16 protein-coding genes and 1 tRNA gene are annotated in these 12,798 nt (G+C 58.3%); 6 read left to right on the forward strand and 11 right to left on the reverse strand.

The features are described 5' to 3' along the window. Positions 1–68 precede the first annotated feature (68 nt). The 3 genes from PW789_RS15715 (at position 69) to PW789_RS15725 (ending at position 2,392) form a co-directional block, all read left to right on the forward strand. The gene (locus tag PW789_RS15715) at positions 69–1,379 is read left to right on the forward strand and encodes an adenylosuccinate synthase (protein ID WP_299378236.1); all 1,311 of its coding nucleotides are present in this window, start codon (positions 69–71) and stop codon (positions 1,377–1,379) included. A gap of 11 nt (positions 1,380–1,390) precedes the next feature. Continuing rightward, positions 1,391–1,678, forward strand: a complete 288-nt coding sequence (locus PW789_RS15720) for a putative quinol monooxygenase (RefSeq protein ID WP_299378238.1) — start codon at positions 1,391–1,393, stop codon at positions 1,676–1,678. Between the two features lie 162 nt (positions 1,679–1,840). Next, entirely contained in the window at positions 1,841–2,392 is a 552-nt protein-coding gene (locus PW789_RS15725; protein ID WP_299378240.1) for a nuclear transport factor 2 family protein, read from the forward strand. Positions 2,393–2,491: 99 nt separating this feature from the next. Here the strand turns inward: PW789_RS15725 and PW789_RS15730 are convergent, their stop codons facing one another. Together PW789_RS15730 and PW789_RS15735 are read right to left on the reverse strand one after the other, a co-directional pair. Then, positions 2,492–2,812: a hypothetical protein gene (locus tag PW789_RS15730; RefSeq protein ID WP_299378242.1), complete on the reverse strand. Its 321-nt coding sequence runs from the start codon at positions 2,810–2,812 to the stop codon at positions 2,492–2,494. Between the two features lie 125 nt (positions 2,813–2,937). After that, on the reverse strand, positions 2,938–3,510 hold the full coding sequence (locus tag PW789_RS15735) for an HIT domain-containing protein (protein WP_299378245.1): 573 nt from the start codon (positions 3,508–3,510) through the stop codon (positions 2,938–2,940). Between the two features lie 373 nt (positions 3,511–3,883). Between PW789_RS15735 and PW789_RS15740 the strand changes: the two genes are divergently transcribed. Next, positions 3,884–5,809 (forward strand): 30S ribosomal protein S1, encoded by a 1,926-nt coding sequence (locus PW789_RS15740; protein WP_299378248.1) that lies wholly within the window; start codon positions 3,884–3,886, stop codon positions 5,807–5,809. A gap of 468 nt (positions 5,810–6,277) precedes the next feature. On the opposite strand, the gene PW789_RS15745 is transcribed toward PW789_RS15740, so the two are convergent. The 8 genes from PW789_RS15745 to PW789_RS15780 all read right to left on the reverse strand — a co-directional run bounded on the left by PW789_RS15745 (position 6,278) and on the right by PW789_RS15780 (position 10,312). Continuing rightward, on the reverse strand, positions 6,278–7,057 hold the full coding sequence (locus PW789_RS15745; protein ID WP_299378251.1) for a hypothetical protein: 780 nt from the start codon (positions 7,055–7,057) through the stop codon (positions 6,278–6,280). Between the two features lie 259 nt (positions 7,058–7,316). Next, on the reverse strand, positions 7,317–7,490 hold the full coding sequence (locus PW789_RS15750) for a hypothetical protein (RefSeq protein ID WP_299378253.1): 174 nt from the start codon (positions 7,488–7,490) through the stop codon (positions 7,317–7,319). 62 nt (positions 7,491–7,552) lie between these two features. After that, a complete protein-coding gene (locus PW789_RS15755; RefSeq protein WP_299378253.1) occupies positions 7,553–7,726 on the reverse strand; it encodes a hypothetical protein in 174 nt (57 codons plus the stop codon). A 62-nt stretch (positions 7,727–7,788) separates the two neighbouring features. Continuing rightward, the gene (locus PW789_RS15760) at positions 7,789–7,962 is read right to left on the reverse strand and encodes a hypothetical protein (RefSeq protein ID WP_299378253.1); all 174 of its coding nucleotides are present in this window, start codon (positions 7,960–7,962) and stop codon (positions 7,789–7,791) included. A gap of 62 nt (positions 7,963–8,024) precedes the next feature. Beyond that, the gene (locus PW789_RS15765; RefSeq protein ID WP_299378253.1) at positions 8,025–8,198 is read right to left on the reverse strand and encodes a hypothetical protein; all 174 of its coding nucleotides are present in this window, start codon (positions 8,196–8,198) and stop codon (positions 8,025–8,027) included. A 412-nt stretch (positions 8,199–8,610) separates the two neighbouring features. After that, complete coding sequence (locus tag PW789_RS15770) at positions 8,611–9,300, reverse strand: phosphoribosylanthranilate isomerase (RefSeq protein WP_299378256.1); 690 nt, start codon at positions 9,298–9,300, stop codon at positions 8,611–8,613. Between the two features lie 5 nt (positions 9,301–9,305). Beyond that, on the reverse strand, positions 9,306–10,109 hold the full coding sequence (trpC, locus tag PW789_RS15775) for an indole-3-glycerol phosphate synthase TrpC (protein WP_299378258.1): 804 nt from the start codon (positions 10,107–10,109) through the stop codon (positions 9,306–9,308). A gap of 116 nt (positions 10,110–10,225) precedes the next feature. Continuing rightward, positions 10,226–10,312: transfer RNA gene (locus PW789_RS15780), tRNA-Leu, on the reverse strand. Between the two features lie 182 nt (positions 10,313–10,494). Here PW789_RS15780 and PW789_RS15785 point away from each other — a divergent pair. After that, complete coding sequence (locus PW789_RS15785; protein WP_299378261.1) at positions 10,495–10,752, forward strand: hypothetical protein; 258 nt, start codon at positions 10,495–10,497, stop codon at positions 10,750–10,752. Positions 10,753–10,765: 13 nt separating this feature from the next. Here the strand turns inward: PW789_RS15785 and PW789_RS15790 are convergent, their stop codons facing one another. Further along, positions 10,766–11,416 carry a response regulator gene (locus PW789_RS15790; protein WP_299378263.1) on the reverse strand — a complete coding sequence of 217 codons (651 nt, stop codon included), beginning with the start codon at positions 11,414–11,416 and terminating at the stop codon, positions 10,766–10,768. A 384-nt stretch (positions 11,417–11,800) separates the two neighbouring features. Here PW789_RS15790 and infC point away from each other — a divergent pair, with 384 nt between their 5' ends. After that, positions 11,801–12,421 (forward strand): translation initiation factor IF-3, encoded by a 621-nt coding sequence (gene infC / locus PW789_RS15795; protein ID WP_299378265.1) that lies wholly within the window; start codon positions 11,801–11,803, stop codon positions 12,419–12,421. Positions 12,422–12,798 lie beyond the last annotated feature (377 nt).

The following is a 12,798-nucleotide window of genomic DNA, read 5'->3' on the forward strand; positions in this document are numbered from 1 at the left end:
CATGCCAGCGCAATCAGGCCAAAGAGAAACTCCCCGGAAACAACAGACGTTTGGAGAGCGAAGACATCGTGAGTCAGCCGAAATCAGCGGTCATTTTGGGCGCCCAGTGGGGCGATGAGGGTAAGGGCAAGATCGTCGACGTGCTTTCGGAGCGCTTCTCCGTCGTGGCTCGTTACGCAGGCGGCCACAACGCCGGACACACCGTCATCATCTCCGGCAAAAAATTTGTGCTGCACCTCATCCCCTGCGGCGTGCTGCGCGAGGGCTGCAAGGGCATTATCGGCAATGGCGTCGTGTTGGACCCCGCGGCCTTCCTCGCCGAGGTCAAGATGCTCAAGGAGCAGGGCCTCCCGGTCAACGGTCAGCTCTTCATCTCCAACCGCGCCCAGGTCATTCTGCCGTATCACCGCATGATCGAGCTGGCCGCCGAGACCGCCCCCGGACGCACGAAGATCGGCACCACCCGCCGCGGCATCGGCCCGGCCTACGAAGACAAGATCCACCGCAACGGCCTGCGTGTCGTCGACCTGTTGAACCCCGCTCTGCTGCGCACTCACATCACCAACGCCTGCCACGAGAAGAACACCATCGCGCACGCGCTGTTCGGCACCGAGCCGCTGGACCCCAAGTCGATGTACGAGGAGTACGCCCGCTTTGCCGACCAGATCGCTCCGTTCGTTACCGATACGGCCGTTCTGCTCAACGAAGAGCTGGACAGGGGCGGCAGTGTGCTGTTCGAAGGCGCGCAGGGCGCCCTGCTCGACATCGACCATGGCACCTATCCCTTCGTGACCTCGTCATCAGCCACGGCAGGCGGCGCCGTCATTGGTACTGGTGTCGGCCCGACCAGGATCGGCACCGTCATCGGCGTAACCAAGGCTTATGTCACTCGCGTCGGTGAGGGCCCGTTCCCCACCGAGGACAAGTCCGTCGCCGGCGAAGAGCTGCGCGAGCGCGGCCAGGAGTACGGAGCCACCACCGGGCGTCCGCGCCGCTGCGGCTGGCTCGACCTGCCCCTGCTGCGCTACTCCAACATGATCAACGGCACCGAGTGGCTGGTCATCACCAAGCTTGATGTGCTGGATACCCTCGAAGAGATCCCGGTCTGCACTGCCTACAAGATCAACGGCAAGATCACGGATGTCATTCCCGCCGATATCCGCGGCTTCGACGAGATCCAGCCGATCTACACCAAGCTGAAGGGCTGGAAGAGCTCGACCGTGGGAATCACCGAGTGGGACAAGCTTCCCAAGGCTGCACAGGACTACCTCGAGTTCCTCGAGAAGGAGTCCGGCGCCAAGGTCGGCATGGTCTCCACCGGTCCCGACCGCGAACAGACCATGACGCTGCCTGCCTTTGACGCGGCGCTGAAGGGATAAGGAGAAGGGCGATGCTGAGCTTTACGGTACGAATGCGTTTCGAGCCCCGTGATCACGAAGAGATCGTCGTGATCCTGCGCGAACTGACGACGTCTTCGCGTCAGGAGCCGGGTTGCGTAAGCTACATCGCCCACTTCATCGAAGGAGATAACGGCACAGTGCTGATCTATGAGCAGTACAAGGATCAGGCCGCGCTGGATTTCCACCGCGAGACGCCGCACTTCAAGCAGTACGCCATCGGTGGCCTCTACCAGAAGATGCTCGAACGTCACGTGGAGAATCTGAACGCGGTCAACTGACCGGTTCGTTTCCCCCGTTTGAATCTTTCGTAATATCTCATAGCAGCCACCAAAGTTCTTTTGACTCTGACAGGGAAGCGGTCTACCATCCGGTACGCCATGGTATCCCGCGCCTCATTTCGCAGAGTTACCTCCCCCCACTCAGCCCCGTCTTCATCCGTCATGACGGCGGTTGTTCTGCTCACCTGTTTCGTTGCCCTGCTTAGCGCACAGCAACAGGCCTTTGCTGCGGAAAAGCCCCACGAAAAGAAGCACGATGTTAAAAGGCACGTAGAAGCTCTTGAAGAGCAGTGGCGCAAGGCGCAGCTCGCAGGCGATGTGGTCACGATGGACAAGATGCTGGCCGACGACTTCATCGGCATCTCCATGTCCGGCCAGGTCAACACCAAGGCGCAGCAGCTGGAACGGGTGAAGACGCGCAAACTGGTTCTCACCAGGGTTGATCTGAGCGACATGAAGGTCAAGCTGGTCGGATCGGTGGCCATCGTTACCTCGCAGGCCGCGGTCGAGGGGACCAACGACTCCGAACAGATGCATGGCCTCTTCCGCTACACGCGTATCTATCAGCGTCTACCGAATGGCGACTGGAAGATCACCAGCTTCGAGGCTACGCGCATTCATTCCGATAAGAGCGGCGGAGAGAAGAAGGCCGGGCCTGCAGCACCCAGTTCCAGCGGGCTGCGCGGCGATGCGAAGCCAGGATTGGGCCGATGACAGACCTACAGATCGATCCTCGAAAGATCGTTCTGCGATGGAGGGATGGTAAAGATTAGCTCAGCGAGCCCGTGAAAGGAATCGGGGCTGTAAAGACAATCAGGCCGAGGCGATCTTCGACTTGAACCGTCCATCTGGTGCAGCAGGCTTCGCCGACTGGGAGTCTGCCACCGTACTGACGGGAAGATTGAGCGCCAGCAGGCGCCGAAACAGCGAACGTGTCGAGCCCGTGAGACGGGCATCCTCGGATTCGTGAGGAAAGAGCGTAATCGATGGCTCGGCCATCCCGGAACGCATGATCACGCTCTCGCGGTGCGAAAGATTGGCGGACAGCAGATAAGGCCGGGGCTCAGCGGAGCGCGCTGATTTTACGTTGAACGATGGATCGGGACGGAGAGATGAGGGTGGAATTTTTGGCATCGTGGGCATTGGGGCCTCCGGAAACGACTTCTTATACCGGTTAGTTCGTGCGCCAGTGACTCATCAAGATCTGATGTTGGAGAAATTAGTAATGTTGTCCAGCCGATAACGGCCGGCTACTTAGGTTACTTAGCAGTGATTGCGTCGCGCAGCCTGGCCCAGGTGACGTCGAGTGTCTCCGGCAGTACGCGGGTCTCTGCGATCGTCGTCATGAAATTTGTATCACCGATCCAGCGCGGAAGTATATGGAGATGGATATGGCTCGCGACGCCTGCTCCCGCGGCCTCGCCCAGATTCATTCCCAGATTGACGCCGTCCGGGCGATAGACGCTCTTTAATACCGTCTCCATCTTCTGCCCCAGCTCGATCATCTCGTGCGCGGCATCCGGCGAGATCGCCGCCAGAGAATCGGTGTGCTGGTAGGGCAGCACCATCGCATGGGCGGTCGCGTAGGGAAAGGCATTCAGGCAGAGGAAGCAATGCTGCCCACGGTAAACGATATAGCTCGCTCGCTCGGCGATCTCCGGCTGCATGCCGTGTGCGATGGCATAATCGGTGGCGGCCAGCATATTGCAGAAAACGCAGTGCTTGTCTTCGGACTCAGGCCATCCTGCCAGCTCGGCGGGCACCCCGGAACGTGCCTTGGGGTCGGTGCGGGTGATGTAAGCGTAGCGCCAGGGTGTCCAGAGATGATCCATAAACTGATGTTAATAGAGAGAAGAGCAGAATCTCTCCATGCTGCAGGCAACGCTGAAATGGGTGAGGACAGTATCTCTGTCGCCGTTAGGCGACATGGCGTCAATGAATGATGAAGAATGATGAAAATGCCTGCTGATAATCGGTAGTTCGGTTGACGTATTGTGGTAGAGGTTCTATCGTTGTAGTTGAGCCTCTGCGTGTGGGACCCAAGTGCAGCCGCTCCTACGATAAGCCGTAAATTCCTCCGGTAATTGCGAGCTTGACCAGGAAATTCGAGATCGGCTCTCTTTATTTGAGAGATTGCCGGCGGTTTCCTTTGACAGGCAGCACGTCCTTCCGATGGAATGCTTGGGTCCTGGAGTACGCATTCACATGGTAGATAACCATCATCCCGAAACCGAGAGCAAACCCCTGACCACCGAACTTGAAGTCCTGGCGCCCGAAGCGACGGCCGAGAACACCGAGCTGTCTTCCGAACTCACCCCTAACCCGCAGCAGACCGCTCCTTCGAGCGAGACCGTAGCAGAGCCCGCAGCAACAGCAGCGGCGATTGCTACCTCCGAGACCGAAGAGCCCGATTACGATGCAGCCGACTTTGCTGAGGCCTTGGCTAACTTTGACCGCGAACAAGCGGCAGAGACCGCAGCCGCGCAGAGCTTGACGACCGAAGAAACGATCGTCACCGGCACCGTAGTCAAGATCACCGATAAGCACGTGGTGATCGATATCGGTCTGAAGTCCGAGGGATTGATTCCTCTGGACCAGGTTCTGGATGTGAACGGCCAGCCGAAGTTCCAGCCCGGCGACCAGATCGAGGTTGTAGTCGAGCGTGAAGAGGCAGAGGGCGGATACCTCGTCAGCTACGAGAAGGCTCTGCGCCACAAGGTGTGGGACACGCTCGAAGCAGCTGCCAACGAAAAGACCCCGGTGAAGGGCCTCGTCCTTAGCCGCGTCAAGGGCGGTCTGACCGTCGACATCGGCATCAAGGCCTTCCTGCCTGGCTCTCAGGTAGAGATTCGCCCCGTTCGCAACCTCGACGGCTACCTTGGTCAGGAGCTTGAGGTTCGCGTCATCAAGCTGAACAAGAAGCGCGGCAACGTCGTCATCAGCCGCAAGGAACTCCTCGAAGAGGATCAGAACGCCAAGAAGTCCGTGACGCTCGCGACCCTGGAAGAGGGTTCTGTGCTCACCGGAACGGTGAAGAACCTTACCGACTACGGTGCGTTCGTCGATATGGGCGGCCTCGATGGCCTGCTTCACATCACCGACATGAGCTGGGGACGCCTGACCCACCCGCGTGACCTGGTCAACGTCGGCGATGAGATCCAGGTAAAGGTCCTCAAGTTCGACAAGGATAAGCAGCGCGTTTCGCTCGGCTTCAAGCAGCTGACGCCTGATCCGTGGCTCGATGCCACCGAGCGCTACCCGATCGGTGCGCAGGTGCGTGGCCGCGTCCTCTCCGTCACCGACTACGGCGCGTTCGTCGAGCTCGAGCAGGGCATCGAAGGCCTGGTTCACGTCTCCGAGATGACCTGGTCCAAGCGCATGAAGCACCCGTCGAAGATGGTCAAGCCGGGCGATGAGGTCGACACGATCATCCTCAGCGTCAACCCCAATGACCGTCGCATCTCGCTGGGCATGAAGCAGCTGCAGGACAATCCCTGGGAGGCGCTCGAGGACAAGTATCCGATGGGTGCTGTCATCGAGGGTCGCGTCCGCAACCTCACCGACTTCGGTGCCTTCATCGAGATCGAGGATGGTATCGATGGCCTGGTACACGTCTCGAACCTGAGCTGGACCAAGCGCATCAAGCATCCTTCCGAGGTCCTGAAGAAGGGCGAGAAGGTCAAGGCTGTTGTTCTGGGTGTTGAGCCCGAGAATCGCCGCCTGTCGCTTGGTGTCAAGCAGCTCCAGCCCGATGTCTGGGATACGTTCTTCGCGCAGCATCGCGTTGGCGATGTGGTCAAGGGCAAGGTTCTGCGCACCGCGCAGTTCGGCGCCTTCGTCGAGATCGCTGAAGGTGTTGAGGGTCTCTGCCACGTCTCCGAAGCTGTTGACGAGAACAATGTTCCCGTCAGGCTGGAAGTCGGCGATGAGCACGAGTTCCGCATCGTCAAGATGAACCAGGACGAGAAGAAGGTCGGCCTGAGCATTCGCGCTGTGGGCGAAGAGGCCAGCCGCTCCGAGGTGGAGAGCTATAAGGAGCGCGATCACAAGGGATCGTCTTCGTCCTCCTCATCGAGCAGCACGACGCTGGGCGACCTCATCAACTGGAAGCGCTCGGAGTTCGGCGAGTAATCACCGACTCAACAAGCAAGATCGAAGGGCCTCCCGCATGGGAGGCCCTTTCGTATGTCCGCAGACTCACCAGGAGCTAGGATCGCCAGAAGCCGAGACGGTACAGACTGAAGGTCGCATCAATGTCTTACGTGGTCTTACGTGGTCTTACGTGGTCTTACGTGGTCTTACGTGGCACGCCACGCTGTGCAGCATGGTCATGCCTGGTTTCCTGGAACGGGGGCGTCCAGGTTTTGTCGATGGCGAAGCGTCGTTGTAGTTGCTCTCTGAGCCATATCCTGCGAAACAAGGTGGCTACGTCTCGCTGAGAAAAATCGAAGTACGGGTAACCAAGGCAAGTGGGCAGGCGGAAGATGCGATCGCACGTCCCCTATGCTTGCGTTTGTTGCAAGGATGGAGATTCCGGAATATACGAAAATAGCCTCTCGTCCATTGGGAAGAGAGGCTATTTGTGAAGCGAGTGTGTTTCTACGCCGAGACGGAGTGAAGCTCGTTGGAGTGAAGTGACTGCGGAAGCGGCATGGAGGCGATATCCGGAGCCTTGACCGTGGTGCGGCGCATCACCTCAAGCTCTGCGGGAGCAAAGAGCTCTGCAGGAATGCCACCGACGGCGACATATCCAGGCTCATCGCCCAGCGCCATGGAGATCTGGTTCCAGCGCAGGAAGGGAGACGTAGTCGGAAGCACGATGAGTCTGCGCTTGGGCTCCGGGAAGGCGAAGTACGCCGACCAGATGCAAAGTGTCGAGCAGATAGCAATTCCGCTGACGATGTTGACCACAGAGTTCATGTTTGAACCATGGGCAAGCCAGGCTGCGCGAATAAGATCTGTCGTTGCCAGAAATCCGAGGCCGAAGCTAACGCCGAAGATACGACTGAGATAGGAGAGTCCCATCGGACGAATGGCAAAGCAGACGAATAGCAGCAGGCAGAGTGTAAGAATGCTCGATGTCTGCTGAAGCTGCGTCACCATGGTGACCATGAACTTGGCGCCGGTAAGATGCGGACTGACCGCAACACCAATCGCCACAGCAATCGAGATTGCTGCAACCCAGCGGAAGACGAGCATTCCAAGCGTCTGCAGACCCTTGAGCGGAGCCATCGCGAGCTTAAAGATGCTGTAGATCACCAACAGCGAAAGAATCGACTCGATGGCGTATGTGATCCAGTACGTGTAGAAGTACAGCGGATAAGCGCGGTGCAATCCCAGTGTGCGAGTGCCAAACAGCAGCAATGGGATACAAATCATGGCAGAGACAACTTTGCACGACAACAGGGCAGTAAGATATGAAAATTTACCGGCCGCCTTACTGCGGATAAGCATAGTAAGCGCTACTCCACAGAGCATGGGCTCAAGGTAAGAGAGCAAATCCAGTAAGGTGTTCTGTGTTTGTGTCATTGTGTTCGTCTCCGTCCGACGACTACTTATTAAGCTAGCCCATCACCTGTGACGACACAATACTAATTTTTTAGCAAATGCAGAAAATTGCACAGTATTCCCAAAGCTTTTAGCGCATACCGCAGCCATTTGGATCGTCGGGGGCGCACATGGGGGTGGGCAGAGCCGAGTTGCGAGCGACGGAGATCTTGGAGGAGGTCGAAGCTGCCGAAATCTGTGTGGAGGCTGCTGCACCGGTGAGGACGAGGGCGACGACTGCTGCGCGGACGATGATGTTCTTCATGAGGATTTTTCTCCCTGGGTCTGAATGTCTAATCTTTTGAATCTGGATCGGTTAGCAGCTTTTTAGCGCATACCGCAGCCGTTTGGATCGTCAGGGGCGCACATGGGGGTGGGCAGAGCCGAGTTGCGAGCGACGGAGATCTTGGAGGAGGTGGAAGCTGCCGAAATCTGTGTGGAGGCTGCTGCACCGGTGAGGACGAGAGCGACGACTGCTGCGCGGACGATGATGTTCTTCATGAGGATTTTTCTCCCTGGGTCTGAATGTCTAATCTTTTGAATCTGGATCGGTTAGCAGCTTTTTAGCGCATACCGCAGCCGTTTGGATCGTCGGGGGCGCACATGGGGGTGGGCAGAGCCGAGTTGCGAGCGACGGAGATCTTGGAGGAGGTAGAAGCTGCCGAAATCTGTGTGGAGGCTGCTGCACCGGTGAGGACGAGGGCGACGACTGCTGCGCGGACGATGATGTTCTTCATGAGGATTTTTCTCCCTGGGTCTGAATGTCTAATCTTTTGAATCTGGATCGGTTAGCAGCTTTTTAGCGCATACCGCAGCCGTTTGGATCGTCGGGGGCGCACATGGGGGTGGGCAGAGCCGAGTTACGTGCGACGGAGATCTTGGAGGAGGTCGAAGCTGCCGAAATCTGTGTGGAGGCTGCTGCACCGGTGAGGACGAGAGCGACGACTGCTGCGCGGACGATGATGTTTTTCATGAGGACTACCCCTAAAGTGGTATTTACGTCTAAAAATTTTTCGCTGGACAACTGCGATGTCCTAACCATATGATGTGATCATCGATAAGTCCAACGTTATGAGTTATATAGTGAAGTATTAATGTTTTGAGATTACTGAAGTAATAAGGTATACAAGACCTGGTTTTCTTCCTTATTTCGAAGGATTGGACTCTTACTCGATCGGTTGGAGCGATAATCGCCCCAAAAAATGAAGCTGGTGGGTAGAAACCATTCAAGAGTGAGGCAGGCACAATCTTCAGTCAGGCCGTTGCAGCCGCTTGCAGCTCGGCGCGGGCGTGGCACTGCGTGGCTCTCATCTTCGAGAGCCACTGGATCGGGCTGAAGGCATCAGTAGGAAAGCTGCCAGGTGATATGTGGCGGCAGAGGTGGGCTATTCGGCGGCGGCGGCCACCGGTCTTGATTTGGCGATCTCGAGGAATCGCGCCAGCCGGTCCGGATCTTTGCGGCCTGGGGTAGCTTCGACACCGCTGGCGACATCTACACCCCAAGGCTGCATCAGCTCGATGGCCTGGGCGAGGTTATCCGGCTTCAGGCCGCCCGCCGCGATCAGGCGCAGGTTGCGGCAGTGGTTGCGAAAGACCTCGCGCGCGGATCTCCAATCGAAGGAGACACCGGTGCCGCCTCCCAGTCGCCCCACGCGGGAGTCGACGAGCACGCGATCCGGGCCGCCGGAGTTCCTCACCAGGTCAAGCTGGCTGGCGATGTCGAAACTTGAGTCGGCTGAGCCGTCCGCGATCCAATGCAGCGTCTGGACGAGGCCAAAGTTGAGTCCCAGCAGCTCGCGCAGACGTTCGATCAGCGCTGTATCGTGGCCGCCGTGCAGCTGGGCTGTATCCAGGCCTGCCTTCAGGGCGATCTCGGCGATCTCTTCTGCGCTGTGAGTGTAGAAGACGCCGACTTTTTCGATGTGCGACGGCAGGTGCGGCGTGATGGCGGCGACCTGTTCGGCGCTCATCTGGCGTTGGCTTTCAGCGAAGACGAATCCCAGTGCATCGGCGCCGAGTTCAGCGGCGAGAAGGGCATCGTCAAGGTTGGTGTTGGCGCAGATCTTAACCCACATGTCGGTTAGAACTCGCTCGCGTAGTCGCGGTCAAGCAGCAGGGCGAGCGTTCCCGCGGGGTCGGGTTGCCGCATAAGCGTCTCGCCGATCAGGAAGCCGTGATAGCCCACCTCGCGCAGCAGGCGGATATCCTCTGCAGTGCGAAGTCCGCTCTCGGCTACCTTGACGGTTTCGGCAGGCATCACCGAGACCAGCTCAGGCAGCAGCTCCGGATGCATGGTGAAGGTGCGCAGGTCGCGGCTATTGACGCCGATCATGTCGAAGCCGAGGTCGATGGCGCGATCCAGCTCGGCGCGGTCGTGCACTTCGCAGAGGACGTCGAGGCCCATCTGTACTGCCTCATCGCGCAGGTCGCTGAGCGTCTGGTCCTCGTGCGCGGCGACGATCAGCAGGATGCAGTCGGCCCCATAAGCGCGGGCTTCGAGGATCTGGAAGGGGTCGAGCATGAAGTCCTTGCGCAGGCAGGGAATGCTGACGACCGAGGACGCGGCCTCGAGGTCGGCGAGCGATCCCTGAAAGAACTCCTGGTCGGTGAGCACCGAGAGGCAGGCAGCGCCGTTTTCGGCGAATCCCTTGGCCAGCGTCGCAGGGTGAAACTCGGCGCGGATCAGTCCGCGGGAGGGGGAGGCCTTTTTTATCTCGGAGATAATGGCCGGCCCTGTTGCTGCGACCTCGCGCATGCGGGAGATAAATCCTCGCGGAGTGTGAGAGGCAGCTTTACGCTCTAGTGCGGCGATGTCTGCGGAGGCCTTGCGGGCGTTCACTTCCAGCAGGGTATGGGCGAGGATCTGATCAAGCTGCGTCGGCATGCGGTATCCCGGGCGGACCGTTGTGGAGCGCCCTCTTTAGATATTAGCTGATGCGGCGACTGGGGGCTTAAATGCCAAAAGGAGCGCATCGCGCTCCTTTTTCAATAAATCTTTTATGGTGCCGAAGGGGGGACTCGAACCCCCACACCCTTGCGAGTACATGGACCTGAACCATGCGCGTCTGCCAATTCCGCCACTTCGGCAACGGTCGTACACGCCCTGCCAGTAAGGCTGAACACTGTAACCGCGAGACTTTAGTCTTTCAAAAACCGGACCCAATGTCAATGCAGCTGAAGTCCGCGGGTATCCTCAGAGAGAAGCCAAACTCCCGGTTGGAATTTGCGTCTACTTGGTTTGAGAGTGAACAGGACCCATGAAAGAACAGATGAAGTCAGCAAAAACTCCTGCCGCTGTGCCTGCGGTGGAGACGATCCCCGCAGACCTTGCCCTTGAGGTTCGCAAGCTGGTGCACGACCTGAGCAATTCGCTCGAAGTCATCGTACAGACCAGCTATCTTCTGGGAACCCTGGATATGAAAGAACCGGGTTCGGAGTGGCTGCGCTTGATGGACGACGGTGTCCGTCGCGCCATGGAGACCAATCTGTCGCTGCGCGAGTTTATGAAGACCCACGCGCAGCGTTGAGTTAGCGCAGAGTTCAGGCCTTGCCGCGAGTCCGGGCTGCGGCCTTGGCTGGCTTCTTCGCCGCGCCGGCAGGCTTGGTGGCCTTGATCGGCTTCTTCGTAACGGCCGCTTTCTTGGGAACGGCGGTCTTTTTCGTCTTGGATTGAGCGGTCCTCTTTGTTGGGGCCGTCTTCTTTGCGCCAGCAGTCTTTATTGGAACAGTCTTCTTCGCGTTGCGAGCAGCCTTCTTCGCGACTATCGCCTTCTTCGCCTTTGCGGGAGCTGCGGCTTTGGCGGCGGCAGGCAGGGTGGCCAGCTTGCGGGTGTGCGTCTCTAATAGCTGATCGATCTGCTCCAGCAGGCGGCGCGTGTGCATCGGCTTCACCAGCATGTGATCGGCTCCCAGCTCCTGCCAGTCCTCATCAGCCATGGGGAAGGCTGTGAGCAGGGCGACGGCCGGGTGATAGGTGGCGGTGCGTGCGGCGGCGATCACTTCTGCGCCTGCCTGGTCGTTTTCCATGCGCATGTCCGTGATGACCATGTGGTACTCGTGGGAGCGCAGCTTCAGGCGGCCCTCTCGCGCGGACGCGGCGGTGTCGACATCGAAGCCGTTAATCTCAAGCACGGCCTTGAGCGTCAGCAGTACCGCAACTTCATCATCCACGAGCAATACACGACGCTTCATACACCGTCTCCTTGGAGGGAAAGAACCTGATAAAAGCTTGGAATTTGCGAGATACACCCACGGTTAAACGCACCCGCGATCCTTACGATACATGAGAACGATACATGAGATGGCCACTCGAAGTTGTTTCCCTCGCCTGCGAGGACAACAGCTGTCGGTACACCGGTCGGACGGTCTATCTTCCGTCTTTTCTGCTCATCCGTCCCGGCAAAACGGAGCGGAAGTTCGGGCCAATATGGCGGAACTCCTTGTCGCGATGTTTCCCTGGCGGCCTACATCGTTCCGTGAAGGTCCTGCATCCCAAGGAATGTTATACTTTTGTGTGCGGCGCCCCTGCCAAACATAGGGCCCGAAACCCATAACATTTACGCATGGCGAGCTTGAATGCCCGCTGTGGAGGCAAATATTCCACCGATCGATAAGCGCTCTGCCAAGTCATTTATTCGCACCAACGAACGGATCCGCGCCCGCGAAGTCCGTGTCATCGACGAGAGTGGGGAACAGTTGGGCGTCATGGCCCCCTTCGATGCCCTGAAGATTGCTCGTGAGCGCTCTCTGGATTTGGTTGAGATCTCTCCGAATGCCGTCCCCCCCGTCTGCAAGATTCAGGACTATGGAAAGTTCCTGTACGAGAAGGACAAGAGCGATCGCGCGGCGCGCAAGAAGCAGAAGGTCATCGTCATCAAGGAAGTGAAGTTCTCCGTTACGGTAGACGAGCACGACTACCAAACGAAGAAGAATATGGCTGTACGCTTCCTGGGCGAGGGCGACAAGGTGAAGGCCTCGCTTCGCTTCAAGGGACGCCAGATGGCGCACCGCGATCTCGGCTACAAGATCATCAACCGACTCATCCAGGACATCGGTGAGGCCGGCGTCGTTGAGTTCATGCCGCGCATGGAAGGCACCACGCTGCACGCCATTCTCGCGCCATCGAAGAAGGCCGAGCCTGCTCCGAAGAAGGTTGTGCCAGCTGCTGAAACCGCACCTGCGGTCGCTGAGGCATAAGGCTCTCGAACACGCAAAGACACCGAAGGCTCCCCGCGAAGGGAGCCTTTCATTTTGGTGGTGTCCTTTGAGAGAACCTAGGAGAGCAATTAGTTTTCTTTCTTAGCGCTGTCGTGCCTGTGTGACGTGCACATGCGCCTTAGGAGCGCGATCGTGTACGACCGGGGTACGAGTAGAGCGTGGCGTGGCCTGTCCTGGCTGCGCCAAAGCGAAAACAGGGCTGAACGCCAGAAGTATGGCCATGGAAATTTTCAGTCTCATACAAACGACCCCTTTCCGTTTCCATCTATCTGACGCGCTGGCACCGTGCCCGGATTCACATTACTGACCGTGCCGGGCTTGAGTGCTCGCACACCCTCAGCACATGCAGTATGGGC

The organism is Edaphobacter sp., from assembly GCF_028283685.1.
Lineage (GTDB): Bacteria > Acidobacteriota > Terriglobia > Terriglobales > Acidobacteriaceae > Edaphobacter.